Consider the following 19199-nt stretch of genomic DNA (forward strand, 5'->3'; position numbering starts at 1 on the left):
GATTGTATAATCGCCGTTCATCAGTATTTACTAAAATAATTATGTCCGGTCATGATTTATGATAAGGACGAAGTAGCAATGTCATCGAGCGACATCAATAGAAATGACGCCGTACATTATAAAAGCCTAAGAAGGATGAGTGCATGAGTCAGGATAAGATCGATATCAAAGATGTGACTCCTAAAACCTACAACCCTAAGACTCATAAAGGGAATGGGGATCGGTTCAACCCAAGTAATCGCATCTATGTACGCGAAAGCAAAGGGACTTACCAGAAACTGCGTCGTTACGGTGGTTGGTTCTTACTGCTTCTCTTCGCTTTGATACCGTGGATTCCTTACGGTGAACGTCAAGCTATCTTGCTCGATATTGGCAACCAGCAGTTCAACTTTTTCGGTACCACGTTGTATCCGCAAGATCTTACCCTACTCGCCTTGCTATTTGTGATCGCGGCATTTGGGTTGTTCTTTATTACCACCTTCTTAGGTCGAGTTTGGTGTGGCTATCTCTGCCCACAAACCGTCTGGACCTTCATGTATATCTGGTTTGAAGAGAAGCTAGAGGGCAGCGCCAATAAGCGTCGTAAGCAGGACTCCAATAAGCTGACGGCAAATTTAGCGATGCGCAAAACCGTCAAACATATCGCTTGGTTTGCCATTGCGCTCGCCACTGGTTTTACTTTTGTTGGCTACTTCGTACCAATGAAGCAATTGGTTATCGACTTTTTCACCTTTAACGCCACCTTCTGGCCCGTCTTTTGGATCATGTTCTTTGCCATTTGTACTTATGGTAATGCTGGTTGGATGCGTTCCATCATGTGTATTCACATGTGTCCTTACGCGCGCTTCCAGTCTGCCATGTTTGATAAAGACACCTTCATCGTTGGCTATGATGCCAAACGTGGTGAAAAACGTGGTCCACGTCCGCGCAAAGCCGATCCAAAGCAACTTGGTTTGGGGGATTGTATTGATTGTGACTTGTGTGTGCAGGTGTGCCCAACAGGTATCGATATTCGTGACGGCTTACAATATGAATGTATTAACTGTGGTGCCTGTATTGATGCGTGTGACAACACCATGGATCGCATGGGTTACGAGAAAGGACTAATCAGCTACACCACCGAGCACCGCTTATCGGGTAAGAGTACCAAAGTCATGCGTCCGAAGCTGCTGGGCTATGGAGCTGTGCTACTGGTCATGATTGGTCTGTTCTTTGCCCAAATCGCAGCGGTAGACCCAGCAGGCATGAGTGTTATTCGCGACCGTAACCAACTGTTCCGAGTAAATAGCTCAGGCGAAGTAGAAAACACCTACACCCTCAAAGTAATCAACAAAACCCAGCAAGTGCAAGAATACTCGTTGGATGTTGAAGGGCTATCCGATGTAAGCTGGTATGGTAAGCAGACAATTCAGGTACAGCCAGGTGAGGTATTGAACTTACCAATGAGTCTTGGCGCCGATCCTGACAAGCTAAACTCTGCGATTACGACAATTCAGTTTATACTCACCGATAAGAGCAACGAATTCACCATTGAAGTAGAAAGCCGTTTTATTAAAAAACTATAGCGCTACTTCAGTGACTAACGGAAAAAGGCTCAGTAATGAGCCTTTTTGTTTGTATGTCCCAAAGCATGTTTAACTTTGACGCCCTTACCCCAGACTTCATGTGGTACGCGTTAGAAAGCATCGGCGTTCGCGCAGAATCAGGCTTTCTTCCCCTCAATAGCTACGAAAACCGTGTTTATCAATTCACTGACGAAGAGCGTCGTCGTTATGTCGTCAAGTTTTACCGCCCTGAACGTTGGAGCAACGAACAGATCCAAGAAGAGCACGACTTCACTTTAGAACTAATTGGCAACGAAATCCCCGTCGCACCACCTGTGCGCATCAACGGTGAAACCCTGCATCACTATCAAGGCTATGCCTTTGCGCTGTTTGAGAGCGTAGGTGGTCGCCAGTACGAGGTTGACAACTTAGATCAGCTCGAAGGTGTAGGGCGTTTCCTCGGTCGCATCCACAAAGTGGGTAGCCGCCAAGCCTTCCAACATCGCCCAACTATTGGATTGCAAGAATACCTGTATCAACCAAGAGAGATTCTGCAAAACGCCAACATGATTCCAATGCACTTGGAGAACAGCTTCTTCAATGACTTGGATATGCTGATCAAATCGATTGAAAGCCACTGGCAAGAAGGCTTCAATACCATTCGGCTGCATGGCGATTGCCACCCAGGCAACATTTTGTGGCGAGATAGCCCTATGTTTGTTGATTTGGATGACGCTCGTAACGGCCCTGCTGTGCAGGACTTATGGATGCTGCTTAATGGTGAGCGCCAAGACAAACTGATGCAGCTGGATATTGTTTTAGAGGCTTATCAAGAGTTTTGCGACTTTAACCCCGCAGAATTGAAACTAATTGAGCCACTTCGCGGTCTACGAATGGTGCACTATATGGCATGGCTAGCAAAACGTTGGCATGACCCTGCGTTTCCTCTCGCTTTTCCATGGTTTAATGAGCCAAAATACTGGGAAGGTCAGGTCCTTGCATTTAAAGAGCAGATCGCCGCTTTAGAAGAAGCACCGCTGTCTTTAATGCCTCAATGGTAAGTCAGGCCACAAATTCAAAAATGGAGATATTTCGATGAAAAAACTGTTCGCACTGTTTTCTATGCTGATGCTAAGCCTGTCGGCACATGCAGCGCAATTCAAAGAAGGTGAACATTACAAAGTATTGGATCTTGAGGCATCAAAAAAACCTCTTGTGACGGAGTTTTTCTCTTTCTACTGCCCACACTGTAATAGCTTTGAACCGGTTATCCAGCAACTGAAAAAGCAGTTACCAGAAGGTACTAAGCTATTAAAAAACCACGTTTCTTTCATGGGTGGCAACATGGGCCCATCAATGAGCAAAGCCTACGCTACTATGGTTGCACTAAAAGTGGAAGACAAAATGGTGCCAGTGATGTTTAACCGCATCCACAATCTAAAGAAAGCACCACGTAATGATGAAGAACTTCGTCAAATCTTCCTTGATGAAGGTGTAGACGCGAAAAAATTCGATTCTGCATTCAAAGGCTTTGCGGTTGATTCCATGGTTCGCCGTATGGACAAGCAATTTGAAAACAGCGGTCTAACCGGCGTTCCTGCGGTTATCGTTAACAACAAATACCTAGTTCAAGCACAAAGCATCAAGACGATGGATGAGTACTTCTCTCTGGTGAACTACTTGCTGACACTAAAATAAGCGCATCGATATCAATCAAAAGGGGAGCTCATCGCTCCCCTTTTGTTTATTTGTAAATCTCTTGTAGCAACCGATCTTTTTCTTGCCACACATCACCCAACCATTGCTGAAATTGTCGCTTATAGGGCTTATCGTTAAAGTAATCACCAAGCACTCGTTCATCGACGGGCAACACATTCACACGCACAACAACCTTGCCCATTCGGCCCATTAATAAATCCTTGAATGGCTTATTTGTATTTTCTGGGTACGCCAGAGTCACATCGATAATGTTCTCGAACTGCTCCCCCATTGCCGCTAACGTGTATGCGATCCCGCCCGATTTTGGTTGCAGTAAATATTGGTAGCTCGTCTTGCTCTTACGCTGTTTTTCTTCGGTAAATCGAGTGCCTTCGACATAATTAACCACTGTGGTTGGGGCATGTTTGAACTTGGCGCACGAGCGACGTGTCGTCTCTAAATCTTGACCTCGTTTGTGCGGGTTGCGGATCAGATACTCTCGCGAATAACGACGCATAAATGGCATGTCGAGCGCCCAACACGCCATCCCAATGAAAGGCACATACAACAGTTGTTGTTTGAGGAAAAACTTCGGCATAGGTATGCGGTCTTTAAACACGCAGCAAAGCACCACAATATCGGTCCAACTGAGATGATTACTGATCAGCAGATACCACCCGTCTTTTTTCAGCGCCTCACCGCCCTGAACATCCCAGTCAACACGGTTAGAAACAGCCAGAATGCCCGCATTAACGGTAGCCCATAACCACATCACCTTGTTGGCACAAGCGGTCGCTTTCGCTTTTAGCTCCACGCTTGGAAGCAATACTTTAAACACAGCGATAATACAAATTGCGAGTGAACACAGCGCAGAATTGAGAATCACAAAAGAAGCGTTAAAAAAAAATAACAAATATGCCAACATGATAGTCAAACAACAGTGATAATGTGTGAAGAATAAAACAGCGTGTAATTATACTGCGCCTTTGCCACATTGGAATATGCGTGGGAATGGTCAGATTTGTTACCTCAACCAATATTTGCACCACTCATTCGACAATAAGGAGATAACGAATGAAACCAAGGCTAATTCTCTTGCCTTTGGCCTTTGTCGTCAGTTCTGCTCAGGCTCAACTCGCTGAAACCGCAGGTTTTGGCGGTGAAATTTCGCTGAATGCCGGATTTGTATCATCAGAATCCAACTTCAATACGGAAAATAGTAACACCATCGATTCTCTCGATAAGCGCGCCGATAGTGACAGTTCCGTTATCGCTGCGCCGCTAGGAAGCATTACTTACACTTTTGGTAACCGACTCAATCACCAAGTGTACGCGGGTACCACACGTTCCGATGTCGCGGTTGGTACACTCGCTTTTCAGTTGGGCTATCAACACGAGTTGCCATCCGGCACCGTGCTCGATATTTCCTATCTACCGACCGTGCTCAAAAGCGAAACTTGGCGTAACCCATATCAAGTCGGAATCGCCCGTCAAGAAACGGATGTGGACGGAAATGCCTATCGCTTTCAAATCAAGGGATTGATTGATAAAAACTTCAACCTTGATCTCGCTTATGCTGATAAAGACATCGAGCAAGAAGAAGTAACGGACCGTTCACTCGCTCGCGATGCGAGCCTTTACTACGTTAAAGGTGACTATCGGATTTCACTTAATCAAACATCCATGTTGCAACCGGCGTTTACCTACATTAATCAAGATGCCGACGGTAAGGCGGAATCATTTGATTCGTACGGGTTTGACATCAGTTGGTTTAAATTTATCAACCGCCATCGGTTGGCCCTCACCGCAGGTTATGCATGGAAAGACTATCAAGCCGCTAGCCAAACTTTTGCTAAAACACGAAATGACGACACCGTCAGCCTATTTGCAGCCTATGAATATCAAAACGTATTTGACTGGCAAAACTGGTCGTTCATCTCTTTAGCTGGCTACAGCCAAACGGAATCCAATATCACGTTCTATGATGAGAAAGAGTACCTGTTGTCTCTTGGTCTCAACTACACCTTCTAACGTCCTTCATCGCAACAAGGCACTTACAACACTTGTTGCGGTGATATTTGCACGTCTCTATACCGCTTGCGCCGTGAGTTGTTTCAGTAAGCGATCCATCGCTCGATACCCAAGCGCCTCGGCTAAGTGCGCTCGTTCAATCTGCTCCGCCCCATCAAGATCTGCTATCGTTCGTGCTACTTTGATAATGCGATGATACGCGCGAATCGAAAGCCCCAAACGATGCAAAGCGGTTTCAAGAAACTCCGCATCACTTTTGTGTAAGGGGCAAAACGCCTCGATTTCTCGACTGCCTAACAGTGCATTTACCTTACCGCTGCGGTTCAACATATTGGTACGCGCATGATTCACACGTTCTTTAACGATAGCGGTCGGCTCACCGCGATCACCACCTTCTGCTAATGTCCCTTTGGGCAAAGCTGGGATTTCTAAAGACATATCAAAGCGATCTAACAGTGGTCCAGATAATCGACCAAGGTAGCGCAAAATAGCTTGTGGGTTGGTACGGGCTTGATTACCTTCGTAATATCCTGTCGGACTTGGGTTCAGTGCACCAACTAATTGGAAGCGAGCCGGAAAACGTGTTTTACCTTGCGCCCGAGAGATAATGATCTCACCAGATTCGAGCGGTTCGCGTAACGAGTCCAGCACCTTTCGGTCAAATTCGGGCATTTCGTCGAGAAACAACAAGCCGTTGTGGGCTAAAGAGATCTCCCCTGGCCTGGGGACCGAACCACCGCCGACTAATGCCGCCATTGAACTTGAATGATGCGGAGAACGAAACGGACGCGACTTCCAGTTATGCTCATTAATTTCACTCTGAGTCAACGATGCCACCGAAGCGGTTTCCATTGCTTCTTCGTCACTCATTTCCGGTAATAAGTCACACAAACGCGAAGCCAACATGGTTTTTCCAGTACCTGGCGGGCCAAGGAAAAGTAAGTTGTGGTTTCCAGCGGCAGCAATCTCCAGTGCGCGCTTACCTTGTTGTTGGCCAATAATATCTTGTAAGTCTCGACCATGTTTTTCGACTATTTTTCGCTTAGGCGTTTGAAAAAGATTCAGCCGATGTTGGCCACAAAGCTCGGCACATACTTCCAGTAATGATTGGGCCGATTTATGTTGTTCCTTCCCCACCAGCGCCGCCTGATCGCCATTCACATGTGGGACCACTAAATGACGTTGAATCTTACTGGCTTCCAGCGCAGCAGGCAGCACACCTTTTACAGGTCTCAGACCACCAGATAGCGCTAACTCGCCAACAAATTCGTAGTTTTTAAGCTTATCTGTCGCGATTTGCTCCGAAGCGGCCAAAATCCCCAATGCGATAGGAAGATCAAAACGCCCTCCCTCTTTGGGCAAATCTGCTGGAGCTAAATTAACGGTGATCCGCTTAGCTGGAAACTGAAAATTAGAATTAATGATCGCGCTACGAACGCGATCTTTGGACTCTTTTACCGTCGTCTCTGGCAGCCCTACCAAGGTAAACCCGGGCATACCATTGCTAATATGAACTTCTACACTAACCGATGGCGCTTGCACCCCGACGCTTGCTCGACTATGAATGATTGCCAGCCCCATACGTTCCTCAATTTATTGAACACTCTGTAAACAAATGTTTTATCTAGTTGGTTATGTTATATACCGCGTCCCAATTGAGAGTTAATGTGAAAAAAGAATGACTTTTTGCTTGTCATGCAGCGGAATTGTGTGATACCACTAATGACGCAAACAATTTCGTAGAACATTACACAACATTTTTTAACGAAAAAAGAACGACAGACAGATGAACCTTTTCGCTCATATCAACGCACTGCTAGCCCTGATTATCGTGGTCATTATTGGCACCGCGCGGGGTATTGTGGGCGAAAGGTAACCACAAATTACAAAAAACCCCCGCACTGAAAAGTCCGGGGGTTTTTTTACAACTACAAGTTGTCATCTGTCTAACCCTCGGACAGTTTAACGGGAAGAATGGGAGTGCACATGAAGTGCAATAAATATGGCAATAGCTACGAGCCACAACGTAGCAAAGGAGGTTTACGATGACTGGTGCACAACTTGTCGTAGCCGCTTTAAGACAGCAAGGCATCGAAACCGTTTTTGGCTACCCTGGCGGGGCCATCATGCCAATCTACGATGCTTTGTATGACGGAGGGGTGGAGCACATCCTATGCCGTCATGAGCAAGGGGCCGCCATGGCCGCCATCGGTATGGCTCGTTCCACACAAGACGTTGCCGTATGCATGGCAACTTCCGGCCCAGGGGCCACTAACCTTGTTACCGGCCTTGCCGACGCTTTCCTTGACTCCGTACCTCTAGTTGCCATCACAGGCCAGGTTGCTAGCTCTCATATCGGTACCGATGCATTCCAAGAAATGGATGTGATCGGAATGTCCCTAGCCTGTACTAAGCACAGCTATCTCGTGACCGAAATTGAAGACCTAGCGCCAACGCTAGCCGAAGCCTTTGAAGTGGCCAAAACGGGTCGTCCGGGTCCAGTCATTGTCGATATCGCCAAAGACGTTCAACTGGCTCAAACCCCAACAGATCTACTGCCTCCATACGTAGCGCCTGCAATCGAAGATGTCAGCGCTAAAGACATTAAGCGCGCGCAAGATGTACTGGCAGCCTCAACTCGCCCAGTGTTGTATGTTGGTGGTGGCGTGCAACTTGCGAAAGCAACCGATGCAGTACGCGAATTCCTTCGTTTAAACCCAATGCCAGCAGTTAGCACACTAAAAGGCCTCGGTACCATTGAACGCCATGACCCTCACTATCTTGGTATGTTGGGCATGCACGGCACCAAAGCCGCTAACCTAGTGGTTCAAGAAGCCGATCTATTGATCGTGGTTGGCGCGCGCTTTGATGACCGTGTGACGGGTAAGCTCGACACGTTTGCACCAAATGCGAAAGTGATTCACATCGACATTGATGCCGCAGAAATTCATAAACTGCGCCACGCCAACGCACCATTGCGTGGCGACATCAACACCATTCTTCCTCAGCTAGAGCTGACTCAAGATATCTCACCGTGGGTTCATCACAGTGAAAGTCTGCGCAGCGGCTTTAAGTGGCGTTACGACCACCCGGGCGAGTTAATCTACGCACCGCTATTGCTTAAACAACTGTCAGACATGATGCCAGACAGCTCAATTGTCTCGACTGATGTAGGTCAGCACCAGATGTGGGCAGCGCAACATATCCAGCCACGCGAACCACAAAATTTCATCACTTCTGCTGGCCTTGGCACCATGGGCTTTGGCTTGCCAGCAGCGATGGGTGCAGCAGTCGCACGTCCTGATGATCAGTCTATCCTTATTACAGGTGACGGTTCATTTATGATGAACGTGCAGGAATTGGGCACGCTGAAGCGTCGTCAGATTCCAGTGAAGATTGTCCTTCTTAATAACCAACGTCTTGGCATGGTTCGCCAATGGCAATCGCTGTTTTTCGACGGTCGCCACAGTGAAACCATTCTTGATGACAACCCAGATTTCGTGATGCTAGCAAAAGCGTTCGATATCCCGGGCAAGACCATCACCAAGAAAGAAGAAGTGGAGCCAGCGCTGAAAGAGATGCTAGCGAGTGAAACTTCTTACATGCTTCACGTTTTGATTGATGAAGAAGAAAACGTGTGGCCATTGGTGCCACCTGGCGCATCAAACAGTGATATGTTGGAAAATACATAGGAGACAATCGCATGGACAGATATTTACTCGACATCAAAGCCGATGACAAACCGGTACTGTTGGAGCGCGTTCTACGTGTGATTCGTCACCGAGGCTTCGTGATCAAACAAGTCGCTGCTACGCAAAACCACGAAAGCAAAGTAGCCAGCGTCGAGATCATCGTCGACAGCGATCGACCAATCTCGTTTTTGATCAATCAAATAGAGAAGTTGTGGGACGTTCGTAAGGTTGAGGTGCTAAAAATCCGCAACGATGAACTGCCAAATCACAACTTACAACAACACGTAAGTGCATAAGGAAGGCAACAAATGGCAACGAAAACTGCAGATTTCATTTGGTTTAATGGTGAGATGGTTCCATGGGCAGAGGCGAACGTGCACGTTCTAACTCACGCAATGCATTATGGTACATCCGTGTTTGAAGGCGTGCGCTGTTATAACACACCAAAAGGTCCAATTGTCTTCCGTCACCGTGAGCATGCACAACGTTTAAAAGATTCCGCCAAGATTTACCGTTTCCCGATCCCTTTTTCTGTAGAAGAAATCATGGAAGCGACCCGCGAAACACTGCGCCAAAACAAACTCGATAGCGCCTACATTCGCCCATTAGGTTTTGTCGGTAATGTCGGTTTGGGCGTGTGTCCACCAGTTGGCACTGAAATGGATCTAATCATTGCGGCATTCCCTTGGGGCTCTTACTTAGGTGAAGAAGCGCTAGAAAAAGGCGTGGATGCGATGATCTCAAGCTGGAACCGCGCGGCACCAAACACCATCCCGACAGCAGCCAAGGCCGGCGGTAACTACCTATCTTCACTACTGGTTGGTGGTGAAGCCCGTCGTCACGGATACGACGAAGGTATCGCACTGAGCGTTGATGGTTACCTATCTGAAGGGGCTGGCGAAAACATCTTCGTTATCAAAGATGGCGTGATCACCACACCACCAGCAACCAGCGCGATTCTGCCAGGCATCACTCGTGATTCGATCATGACGATTGCACGCGATAAAGGCTACGAAGTACGTGAAGCCAACATTGCTCGTGAAGCCCTTTACCTTGCCGATGAAGTCTTCATGACAGGTACTGCGGCTGAAATTGTGCCAGTGGCAACCATCGACAAAATTGAAGTGGGCACAGGTAAACGCGGCCCAATCACTAAAGAACTACAAGCAGCCTACTTTGGCCTATTTGACGGCACCACGGAAGATAAGTGGGGCTGGTTAGACTATGTGTACCCAGAACAGAAGTAAGAAGGATTTAAGAAATGCCAAAATATAGATCAGCTACCACCACACATGGTCGTAACATGGCGGGGGCACGCGCGCTGTGGCGTGCAACGGGCGTGAAAGAAGAAGACTTCGGTAAACCAATCATCGCCGTAGTGAACTCGTTTACTCAATTTGTTCCGGGTCACGTACATCTTAAAGACATGGGTCAGCTTGTCGCACGTGAAATTGAAAAATCAGGCGGCATCGCGAAAGAGTTCAACACCATCGCGGTCGATGATGGTATTGCAATGGGTCACGGCGGCATGCTGTACTCACTGCCTTCACGCGAACTAATCGCAGACTCAGTAGAATACATGGTCAACGCGCACTGTGCCGATGCCATGGTATGTATCTCTAACTGTGACAAAATCACTCCGGGAATGTTGATGGCATCTATGCGTCTTAACATCCCTGTTATCTTTGTTTCTGGTGGCCCAATGGAAGCGGGTAAAACCAAGCTTTCTGATCAGATCATCAAACTAGACCTTGTTGATGCAATGATCCAAGGCGCGGATCCAAAAGTATCTGATGAGCAAAGCGAGCAGATCGAACGCAGCGCATGTCCAACCTGTGGATCGTGTTCAGGCATGTTCACGGCAAACTCGATGAACTGCCTAACAGAAGCACTGGGTCTTTCTCAGCCGGGCAACGGTTCTATGTTGGCGACTCACGCTGATCGTGAACAGCTATTCCTTAACGCGGGCAGACGCATTGTTGAACTGACTCGTCGTTACTACGAGCAAGATGATGAATCCGCGTTGCCACGCAACATCGCAACTTATGATGCCTTCGAAAATGCAATGGCACTGGATATTGCCATGGGTGGTTCAACCAACACCATTTTGCACCTGTTAGCTGCAGCGCAAGAAGGTGAAGTGGATTTCGATATGGAAGATATCGATCGCCTGTCTCGCCAAGTGCCACACCTATGTAAAGTGGCACCATCCACTCAGAAATATCATATGGAAGACGTACACCGCGCTGGTGGCGTCATGGCGATTCTTGGTGAATTAGATCGTGCTGGTCTACTGCACAATGATGCGCGCACCGTACTGGGTCTTTCAATGAAAGAGCAGTTGGCAAAATACGACATCATCCAAACGGAAGACGAAGAGGTACTTAAGTTCTACCGCGCAGGCCCTGCGGGTATTCGTACCACCCAAGCGTTTTCGCAAGATTGTCGTTGGGATCGCCTTGATGACGACCGTGCAGAAGGTTGTATTCGCGCGAAAGACAACGCCTTCAGCCAAGAAGGTGGCCTAGCCGTTCTATCAGGCAACATCGCATTGGATGGCTGTATCGTGAAGACTGCCGGTGTTGATGAAAGCATTCTTAAGTTTATTGGTCCGGCTGTGGTATTTGAGAGCCAAGAAGATGCGGTGGAAGGCATCTTGGGTGGCAAAGTCAAAGCAGGTGACGTGGTTGTTATCCGTTACGAGGGCCCTAAAGGTGGTCCGGGCATGCAAGAAATGCTTTACCCAACCACTTACCTAAAATCGATGGGCCTTGGTAAAGAATGTGCACTGCTGACTGACGGTCGCTTCTCTGGAGGTACATCAGGACTCTCTATCGGCCATGCTTCTCCTGAAGCCGCTAACGGCGGTGCTATTGGACTGGTGAAACCAGGCGATATGATCTCGATTGATATTCCGAACCGTTCAATTTCACTCGAAGTGTCTGAACAAGAACTTGCAGAGCGCCGTGCAAAACAAGATGAACTTGGCTGGAAACCTGTTGATCGTCAAAGAGAAGTTTCCTTTGCACTTAAAGCGTACGCGAGCATGGCCACCAGTGCTGACAAGGGTGCAGTACGAGACAAGTCGAAGCTAGAGGACTAGCAATGATGGAATCTCAACCCGAAAAGAAAGTAAATCAAACTGGCGCAGACTATCTGCGCCAAATCCTTCGCGCACCTGTTTATGAAGTAGCAACAGTGACGCCACTGCAAGAAATGCCTCGTTTATCTGCACGTATCGGGAATAATGTGCAGATCAAGCGTGAAGATCGCCAACCCGTGCACTCGTTCAAATTGCGCGGTGCATACAACATGGTGGCGAGTTTATCTGAAGCGCAGAAAGCCGCTGGTGTCATCGCTGCATCGGCAGGTAACCACGCTCAAGGCATGGCGCTGTCTGGCACTAAGCTGGGCATCAAAACCACCATCGTGATGCCAAAGACCACGCCGGATATCAAAGTCGACGCAGTACGCAGCTTTGGTGGCAATGTGGTACTACACGGCAGCAACTTTGATGAAGCAAAAGCAGAAGCCGAACGTTTGTCAGAGCAATATGGCTATACTTTTGTGCCCCCCTTTGATCACCCACTGGTGATCGCAGGTCAAGGCACCATCGGTATGGAAATGCTGCAACAAAATGGTCACCTTGATTACATCTTTGTTCCTGTCGGTGGCGGCGGTTTGGCCGCTGGTGTTGCGGTACTCGTGAAGCAGTTAATGCCAGAAATCAAAGTCATTGCTGTAGAGCCGGAAGACTCATCTTGTCTTAAAGCCGCGCTGGATGCTGGTGAACCTGTCGTACTAGACCAAGTCAGCATGTTTGCCGATGGCGTCGCAGTAAAGCGCATTGGTGAAGAGACTTTCCGTCTGTGCCAGAAGTACATTGATGGCCATATTGCGGTCTCTAGTGATGAAATCTGCGCAGCCGTAAAAGACATATTTGAAGATACCCGTGCGATTGCTGAGCCTTCGGGTGCGCTTGCTCTGGCCGGTTTGAAGAAATTTGCTGAACAGAACAAGCTGAAAGACAAAAACCTAGGCACGGTACTGTCTGGCGCAAACACCAACTTCCACGGGTTACGCTATGTGTCAGAACGTTGCGAGCTAGGTGAAAAACGTGAAGGTTTATTGGCAGTGACGATCCCTGAACGCCAAGGAGCGTTCTTTGAGTTCTGTAACTTGATTGGCGGTCGTGCCGTAACGGAGTTTAACTATCGTTACAACGATGACGAACTCGCTAATATCTTTGTCGGTGTTCGTCTGCAAGGTGGTCAAGAAGAGTTGGAAAACATCATTCACGATCTACGTGAAGGTGGCTATCCGGTGGTTGACCTTTCTGACGATGAAATGGCGAAGCTACACATTCGCTACATGATCGGCGGGAAGCCATCGAAGCAACTCAAAGAGCGACTCTACAGCTTTGAATTTCCAGAGTACCCAGGTGCCTTGCTGAAATTCTTAAGCACGCTTGGTACCCATTGGAATATTAGCTTGTTCAACTACCGTAACCACGGCGCAGACTACGGACGCGTTTTATGTGGTTTCGAGTTAGATGAAGGAGATTTAGCTCAGTTTTCTGCGCATTTACGCGAACTTGGCTATCAATGCAAAGACGAAACAGACAACCCGTCTTACAAGTTCTTCCTGTCATAAAAAGCCACACTCCAAACATATCAAATAAAACACCTCGCTATTGCGAGGTGTTTTTTATGACTGTAGCCAATCTTGATGTAGCTGATTAGGCGATCCTAGGTAATCCACCATCCATTGGATCAATTTATGATTATCATCTTTGCGCCAGACCAAGCAACAATGACTGAGCGGCTTATCATCTGGCATCACCTTCTCCACCAGCACACCATCATTGATCAGTGGCGTTGCAATATGACGTGGCATATAACCCACGCCAACTCCATTTTTCAAACATTCAATTGCACTGTACCAGTTGGGTAGTAACAATCGGCGTTGTTGAGGGTAATGGCCAGTATGGCGCTTTGGCAGCACGTTCGAAGTATCATCAAGGCAGATCGCCGGAAATTGACTCACAAACTCTTCAGTAAGCACTTGTTGGCGAACACAGGGATGAGCGGGAGACATCACAAATGCCCAATCCAATACGCCCATGTCTTTGACTTCAAAATCTCCACCAACGGGAACCGCAGACGTGGCTCCAACGACAATATCGGCTCGCCCTTGTGCTATAGCTTCCCAAGAACCATTGAAGACCTCCATATTGATCTGCAATTCAGCAAATTCAAACTCGCGATAAAAATCTTCCACCAAAGGTTTGAGCTTCTCTAACTTCACCACGTTATCTAAGGTCAGTTTTAACGTGCTCTTCCATCCTTGAGCGGCTCGGCGTGTTTGTGCTTTCACCTCTTCCATTTGACGCAGCAAAGAGCGAGCCTCAGCCATAAAAAGTTCACCTGCTGGAGTTAACTCCACTTTCCTCGGTAAGCGTCGAAACAGCACCACATCTAAATCTTGCTCGACCTGCCTTACTCCATAGCTAATGGCTGAAGGGACTTTATGCAGCACCTCAGCCGCAGCGGTGAAACTGCCTAAACGAGCAACCGTATCCAGCATTTCCAGAGATGCTTTAGAGAACATGATTTAACCTTTCAAAAAATTTGATTGATAACCAACAATTTTAGCGTTTTATTTTATCAAAATCGAAAAATAGAATAATAAGGTAAATAAATCAGGGTTGGCGCCAACTGATGTTGATTAAAAAATGATTAAATAATTTGACTGGTTGAATCATGAAAATATCAAAACTACAGCTCATTTATCTGGCAGCATTATCGATGCTTGGCTTCGTTGCTACCGATATGTATCTGCCAGCATTCAAAGCGATGGAAATCGACTTTGCAACAGGCCCTGAGCAAATAGCGCTCTCTTTAACGGTATTCCTAGTTGGTATGGCGGTTGGCCAGCTAATGTGGGGATTGGCATCCGATAAATTTGGCCACCGCAATACACTCGCGGCCGGGTTAGTGCTGTTTACTATCGCGTCATTCGGTTTGGCTTTCTGTGACCAAGTATGGCAACTACTGACACTGCGCTTTATCCAAGCTATCGGTGTATGTGCACCAGCAGTGATCTGGCAAGCCATGGTCATTAAACGCTACTCAAGCAGCAGTCAGCAAATTTTCGCAACGATCATGCCGTTAGTCGCGCTATCACCAGCGCTAGCACCTCAATTAGGGGTAGTGTTGGCAGATAACTTCGGCTGGCACAGTATCTTTATTACGCTAACACTAGTTGGTGTCTTCTTGGTCTTTGCGACAATGGCCCAAAAAGACGAGAAAGCAGAAATTAAACAAACCAGTATGTCTGCCGACATCAAAGCGCTGCTGAGTTCTAAAAAATATCTTGGCAACGTGTTTATGTTTGCGACGGCTTCGGCTGCATTCTTTGCTTACCTAACTGGTATGTCAGAAATCATGGCGCAACTAGGCTATGAAGCAAAAGATATTGGTTTGAGCTTTATCCCACAAACTATCGCGTTTATGGCTGGTGGTTACTTGGGTAAAGTCGGCGTTCGTAAATTTGGTGATGAAAAAGTTCTACGTCAATTGATTGGACTATTTAGTGTCGCGGCAATAATGATATTCATTGCCTCACAATGGGAACTGTCTTCTATCTGGCCAATTCTAGCGCCTTTCTGTTTAATTGCGGTAGCCAATGGTGCGCTATACCCAATCGTAGTAAACCGCGCGTTGGCAAGTGCTAAGCAAAGCCCTGCAACAGCTGCAGGCCTGCAAAACAGCTTACAAATTACTGTGAGCAGTCTATCAAGCGCATTAGTTGCTGCAATGGCAAGCCAAGCTCAAATGGTAACGGGCGTTGCAATCATCATCTGTATGGGTGGTCTTTGGATGGGTTACATCTTATCTAACCGTGAATTGTCTCAGCACTTCACGACTCCAGACAATGCTCGTGTAGTGAGTGAAGACGAACTTTAATTGTTCAGATAATAAAAAAGAGCCGCGTAATGCGGCTCTTTTTGTTTATAAGCTTTTTAACCCCCACTTCTTGGCAGTCAGCTTGAAAAAGCCTTGGGTCTTTTTCAGCTCAACCCAATGGTTGATGTAATTAATCCATACTTGATCGTTTTGCGGCAACAGCATCGCAATTGGTGTCGGTTTACGCGGAGCGGTCACTGGTACTATCGCCAGTTGTTTAAACTTGTCCACCAACGTCGCTGCTTCCACATTGGACGTCACCGATACATCGGCCCTGCGAGCTAGTAATTCTTGGAAGTCGCGCGCTGGCGCTTCAATCACAATGTGTTGAGCCAGCGGGAAAAACTCTTTCACCATTTTTTCTTGTACCGTTCCTAGTGTCGCCGCGACTTTCACATCAGGCGTATTAAAATCTGCCCAATCAGAGAATTTGGCGAGATCTTTCTTTTGCACAACAGGTACAAAGGCAAGGTAGAAATACGGTTGGCTGTATCCAGCGACTTTCGCGCGCGACATATTCAGGGACGCGCTGCCAGTAATATCGTATTTGTTGGCGGTAATGCCATTGACTAACGTCTTCCAATCCGTGGCTACATACTCTACTTTTACACCGAGATCTTTAGCAAGCTCTGTCGTTACATCGATATCAAAGCCACGATAACTGTTGGTTGCAGGGTCTTTCATCGTCATCGGATTCCAATCTCCCGTCGTTCCAACACGGAGTACACCACTGTCTAAAATGGATTGAAGACGGCTTTCAGCATGAGCAATTTGAGTTGCAGCAAGTAAACACATTCCTAGCGCTAGTAAAATCTTTTTCATTTTTATTCCCTTAAAAATAATGACCTTATGCGGTTTAATGATTAACCTTTATTAAAGCTCTATTGATAACATAGCAGCAACAATGGAAGTTTTTTAGTTAATTCAGGGAGTAAATGTGACCTTTCGAACTCTATGGCTGATTTCGCTGCTGTTGCTCACAGGTTGCTCAGATTATCAATGGGGCTGGTATGTGCTCGATCCCTCCACGGAGCAAGGACTCACCAATCTGAAGTTTTTAATCGCCGGATTTAGTGACACCATCCAAGTATCACTCCTCAGTATGTTATTTGCGATGACCTTAGGTTTAATCATCGCCCTACCGGCTCTGTCGAACTCTCCCTACTTGAAGTGGATCAACCGCATTTATGTCGAGGTAGTCCGTTCAGTGCCTGTTTTAGTCTTACTACTTTGGGTGTATTACGGCATGCCAACGCTGTTGGATGTCTCACTCAATCACTTTTGGGCGGGTGTTATTGCCCTGACCATTGCTGAGAGTGCGTTTATGGCGGAGGTGTTTCGCGGCGGAATCCAAGCCATCAGTCGTGGCCAGCATGAAGCGGCTGAATCTTTGGGCTTAAGCTATTGGCAAAAGATGCGCTTGGTAATTCTTCCCCAAGCGTTTCGACAAATTCTCCCACCATTGGGCAATCAATTTGTCTACATCCTCAAGATGAGCTCTTTAGTCAGTGTGATTGGTTTAAGCGATCTCACTCGCCGTGCCAATGAGCTAGTGGTGAATGAGTACTTACCCCTAGAGATTTATACCTTCCTCGTTTTGGAGTACTTGTTGCTCATTCTATTCGTATCCCAAGCCGTTCGTTGGCTCGAAAAACGCATCGCCATTCCCAGTTACTAACGATGAAGCCTTTAGCTAGAAACAACAAAGCCGCTCTTGTTGAGCGGCTTTGACAATATAGCGACAGAGTGCAGGTACTGCTTATTTCTGTTTTACAGGGCGTTGCCAGCCATTAATTTTGCGCTCTTTGACGCGAGTAATCACTAACTCGCCTTCTTCAACATCTTTTGTCAGCGTCGTGCCTGCACCGATGGTTGCGCCATCAGCGATAGTGACAGGCGCCACTAACTGGCTATCAGAACCAACAAAGACATCATTACCGATGATGGTTTTAAACTTGTTCGCACCATCGTAGTTACAAGTAATCGTACCGGCACCGATGTTCGTACGTTGACCGATTTCAGCATCACCAAGGTAAGTTAGATGGTTCGCTTTTGAGCCTTCTCCGATACGCGCATTTTTCACTTCTACGAAGTTACCCACATGGGAATCGTTACGCATCTCAGCACCAGGACGAAGGCGAGTAAATGGACCAACGGTACATTCTTCACCAACCGTTGCACCTTCAATCACACTGTAAGGGCGAACGATGGTGTTGTCGTCGATTTCGCAATCCTTCAGTACACAGCCAGCACCGATAACCACGTTATCACCGAGTGATACTTTACCTTCAATGATAACATTCACGTCAATTTCACAGTCCATACCGCACTGCAACTCACCACGCAAATCAAAGCGTGCTGGATCGCGTAGCATCACACCTTGCTCTAGTAGCTTCTGAGCTTGCATTGATTGGAAAGCACGCTCTAAACGAGCAAGCTGTGCGCGGTCGTTGACCCCTTCCACCTCAATGGCATTGACTGGGTGTACTGCTTCAACGGCGCGACCTTCATCGTGTGCGGCTGCAATAACGTCAGTTAGGTAGTACTCGCCTTGCGCGTTGTTATTGTTTAAGCCAGACAACCAACGCTTGAGATCCCCACCAGTAGCAACCATCACGCCCGTGTTGATCTCTTTAATTTGTTTTTGTTCTTCCGTTGCGTCTTTTTGCTCAACGATCGCAACAACAGGACCATTTTTACGAATAATACGACCATAACCTGTTGGGTTATCAAGCATCACTGTAAGCAGTGCAATACCACCAGTTGGTTGAGCATCCAACAAGTTCTCGATGGTTTCAGCTGAGATTAATGGCACATCACCATAAAGCACGAGGATTTTCTCATCGTCTTCGAAGCGAGGAGATGCTTGGTCAACTGCATGGCCAGTCCCCAACTGATCCGCTTGCAGCACCCAGTTTACTGGCTCTTCAGCAAGAGTGGTTTGCATTTGATCACCACCGTGACCAAATACTAAGTGAATATTTTGTGCACCAAGACCAGTACATGTATCAATCACATGTTTTGCCATTGGCTTCCCTGCCAAAGTGTGTAGCACTTTAGGCATGTTCGAATGCATACGGGTACCTTTACCCGCAGCAAGAATCACAGCACTGAATTTCATTGATAACCTATTGACGTTTTATGTTAATTGGCCGTTATTTTAAACAGCTCTTTTAAAATAGTTAATGGAGTAAGGTAAATTTCCAACTAAAATTAATCAAAAAGGCGACCATTTGGCCGCCTTTTGTCATGCAACGTTGCTAATT

Annotated in this window: 16 protein-coding genes; 11 read left to right on the plus strand and 5 right to left on the minus strand. The window is 47.1% G+C overall.

Annotated features, from left to right (window positions below; genetic code table 11):
- Positions 1–143: 143 nt before the first annotated feature.
- The 3 genes from ccoG to ACHFJ9_RS22975 are packed head-to-tail and all read left to right on the plus strand — an operon-like array spanning position 144 to position 3242.
- Positions 144–1565 carry a cytochrome c oxidase accessory protein CcoG gene (gene ccoG / locus ACHFJ9_RS22965; protein WP_046874594.1) on the plus strand — a complete coding sequence of 474 codons (1422 nt, stop codon included), beginning with the start codon at positions 144–146 and terminating at the stop codon, positions 1563–1565.
- A 53-nt stretch (positions 1566–1618) separates the two neighbouring features.
- On the plus strand, positions 1619–2605 hold the full coding sequence (locus tag ACHFJ9_RS22970; RefSeq protein ID WP_395357488.1) for a serine/threonine protein kinase: 987 nt from the start codon (positions 1619–1621) through the stop codon (positions 2603–2605).
- A gap of 34 nt (positions 2606–2639) precedes the next feature.
- Positions 2640–3242 carry a thiol:disulfide interchange protein DsbA/DsbL gene (locus tag ACHFJ9_RS22975; RefSeq protein WP_005379036.1) on the plus strand — a complete coding sequence of 201 codons (603 nt, stop codon included), beginning with the start codon at positions 2640–2642 and terminating at the stop codon, positions 3240–3242.
- Positions 3243–3288: 46 nt separating this feature from the next.
- Here ACHFJ9_RS22975 and ACHFJ9_RS22980 read toward each other — a convergent pair whose 3' ends face one another.
- Complete coding sequence (locus tag ACHFJ9_RS22980) at positions 3289–4167, minus strand: acyltransferase (RefSeq protein WP_046874593.1); 879 nt, start codon at positions 4165–4167, stop codon at positions 3289–3291.
- A 149-nt stretch (positions 4168–4316) separates the two neighbouring features.
- Here ACHFJ9_RS22980 and ACHFJ9_RS22985 point away from each other — a divergent pair, with 149 nt between their 5' ends.
- Entirely contained in the window at positions 4317–5273 is a 957-nt protein-coding gene (locus ACHFJ9_RS22985) for a DUF2860 domain-containing protein (RefSeq protein ID WP_170892806.1), read from the plus strand.
- 57 nt (positions 5274–5330) lie between these two features.
- Here the strand turns inward: ACHFJ9_RS22985 and ACHFJ9_RS22990 are convergent, their stop codons facing one another.
- The gene (locus ACHFJ9_RS22990) at positions 5331–6854 is read right to left on the minus strand and encodes a YifB family Mg chelatase-like AAA ATPase (protein WP_006742918.1); all 1524 of its coding nucleotides are present in this window, start codon (positions 6852–6854) and stop codon (positions 5331–5333) included.
- A gap of 464 nt (positions 6855–7318) precedes the next feature.
- Between ACHFJ9_RS22990 and ilvG the strand changes: the two genes are divergently transcribed.
- Genes ilvG through ilvA form a run of 5 tightly spaced genes read left to right on the plus strand, consistent with a single transcriptional unit; the run spans position 7319 to position 13618 of the window.
- Complete coding sequence (ilvG, locus tag ACHFJ9_RS22995; protein WP_176319954.1) at positions 7319–8965, plus strand: acetolactate synthase 2 catalytic subunit; 1647 nt, start codon at positions 7319–7321, stop codon at positions 8963–8965.
- 11 nt (positions 8966–8976) lie between these two features.
- Complete coding sequence (ilvM, locus tag ACHFJ9_RS23000) at positions 8977–9261, plus strand: acetolactate synthase 2 small subunit (RefSeq protein ID WP_005378958.1); 285 nt, start codon at positions 8977–8979, stop codon at positions 9259–9261.
- Positions 9262–9273: 12 nt separating this feature from the next.
- Entirely contained in the window at positions 9274–10212 is a 939-nt protein-coding gene (gene ilvE, locus ACHFJ9_RS23005) for a branched-chain-amino-acid transaminase (protein ID WP_005378953.1), read from the plus strand.
- A 14-nt stretch (positions 10213–10226) separates the two neighbouring features.
- Positions 10227–12068 (plus strand): dihydroxy-acid dehydratase, encoded by a 1842-nt coding sequence (ilvD, locus tag ACHFJ9_RS23010; protein WP_258692566.1) that lies wholly within the window; start codon positions 10227–10229, stop codon positions 12066–12068.
- A gap of 2 nt (positions 12069–12070) precedes the next feature.
- Positions 12071–13618: a threonine ammonia-lyase, biosynthetic gene (gene ilvA / locus ACHFJ9_RS23015; RefSeq protein ID WP_253652300.1), complete on the plus strand. Its 1548-nt coding sequence runs from the start codon at positions 12071–12073 to the stop codon at positions 13616–13618.
- Between the two features lie 54 nt (positions 13619–13672).
- On the opposite strand, the gene punR is transcribed toward ilvA, so the two are convergent.
- The gene (gene punR / locus ACHFJ9_RS23020; RefSeq protein WP_005394068.1) at positions 13673–14575 is read right to left on the minus strand and encodes a DNA-binding transcriptional activator PunR; all 903 of its coding nucleotides are present in this window, start codon (positions 14573–14575) and stop codon (positions 13673–13675) included.
- A gap of 152 nt (positions 14576–14727) precedes the next feature.
- Here punR and punC point away from each other — a divergent pair, with 152 nt between their 5' ends.
- Positions 14728–15933 (plus strand): purine nucleoside transporter PunC, encoded by a 1206-nt coding sequence (gene punC, locus ACHFJ9_RS23025; protein ID WP_395356417.1) that lies wholly within the window; start codon positions 14728–14730, stop codon positions 15931–15933.
- 45 nt (positions 15934–15978) lie between these two features.
- Here punC and ACHFJ9_RS23030 read toward each other — a convergent pair whose 3' ends face one another.
- Positions 15979–16755 (minus strand): transporter substrate-binding domain-containing protein, encoded by a 777-nt coding sequence (locus ACHFJ9_RS23030; protein WP_048625599.1) that lies wholly within the window; start codon positions 16753–16755, stop codon positions 15979–15981.
- Positions 16756–16870: 115 nt separating this feature from the next.
- On the opposite strand from ACHFJ9_RS23030, the gene ACHFJ9_RS23035 reads away from it, so the two are divergent.
- Positions 16871–17611: an amino acid ABC transporter permease gene (locus ACHFJ9_RS23035; protein ID WP_031780374.1), complete on the plus strand. Its 741-nt coding sequence runs from the start codon at positions 16871–16873 to the stop codon at positions 17609–17611.
- An 81-nt stretch (positions 17612–17692) separates the two neighbouring features.
- Here the strand turns inward: ACHFJ9_RS23035 and glmU are convergent, their stop codons facing one another.
- The gene (glmU, locus tag ACHFJ9_RS23040) at positions 17693–19054 is read right to left on the minus strand and encodes a bifunctional UDP-N-acetylglucosamine diphosphorylase/glucosamine-1-phosphate N-acetyltransferase GlmU (protein ID WP_005394079.1); all 1362 of its coding nucleotides are present in this window, start codon (positions 19052–19054) and stop codon (positions 17693–17695) included.
- Positions 19055–19199 lie beyond the last annotated feature (145 nt).

Origin of the sequence: Vibrio sp. D3 (genome assembly GCF_043995865.1) — a bacterium.
Taxonomy (GTDB): Bacteria; Pseudomonadota; Gammaproteobacteria; order Enterobacterales; family Vibrionaceae; genus Vibrio; species Vibrio diabolicus.

Bases quoted from the DNA above. Each gene is read 5' to 3' on its own strand.
- ACHFJ9_RS22975 (WP_005379036.1), top strand. From the start codon at position 2,640: ATGAAAAAACTGTTCGCACTGTTTTCTATGCTGATGCTAAGCCTGTCG.
- ilvE (WP_005378953.1), top strand. From the start codon at position 9,274: ATGGCAACGAAAACTGCAGATTTCATTTGGTTTAATGGTGAGATGGTT.
- punC (WP_395356417.1), top strand. From the start codon at position 14,728: ATGAAAATATCAAAACTACAGCTCATTTATCTGGCAGCATTATCGATG.
- ACHFJ9_RS22985 (WP_170892806.1), top strand. From the start codon at position 4,317: ATGAAACCAAGGCTAATTCTCTTGCCTTTGGCCTTTGTCGTCAGTTCT.
- ilvM (WP_005378958.1), top strand. From the start codon at position 8,977: ATGGACAGATATTTACTCGACATCAAAGCCGATGACAAACCGGTACTG.
- punR (WP_005394068.1), bottom strand. From the start codon at position 14,575: ATGTTCTCTAAAGCATCTCTGGAAATGCTGGATACGGTTGCTCGTTTA.
- ilvD (WP_258692566.1), top strand. From the start codon at position 10,227: ATGCCAAAATATAGATCAGCTACCACCACACATGGTCGTAACATGGCG.
- ccoG (WP_046874594.1), top strand. From the start codon at position 144: ATGAGTCAGGATAAGATCGATATCAAAGATGTGACTCCTAAAACCTAC.
- ilvA (WP_253652300.1), top strand. From the start codon at position 12,071: ATGATGGAATCTCAACCCGAAAAGAAAGTAAATCAAACTGGCGCAGAC.
- ACHFJ9_RS22980 (WP_046874593.1), bottom strand. From the start codon at position 4,167: ATGTTGGCATATTTGTTATTTTTTTTTAACGCTTCTTTTGTGATTCTC.
- ACHFJ9_RS22970 (WP_395357488.1), top strand. From the start codon at position 1,619: ATGTCCCAAAGCATGTTTAACTTTGACGCCCTTACCCCAGACTTCATG.
- ACHFJ9_RS22990 (WP_006742918.1), bottom strand. From the start codon at position 6,854: ATGGGGCTGGCAATCATTCATAGTCGAGCAAGCGTCGGGGTGCAAGCG.
- glmU (WP_005394079.1), bottom strand. From the start codon at position 19,054: ATGAAATTCAGTGCTGTGATTCTTGCTGCGGGTAAAGGTACCCGTATG.
- ilvG (WP_176319954.1), top strand. From the start codon at position 7,319: ATGACTGGTGCACAACTTGTCGTAGCCGCTTTAAGACAGCAAGGCATC.
- ACHFJ9_RS23030 (WP_048625599.1), bottom strand. From the start codon at position 16,755: ATGAAAAAGATTTTACTAGCGCTAGGAATGTGTTTACTTGCTGCAACT.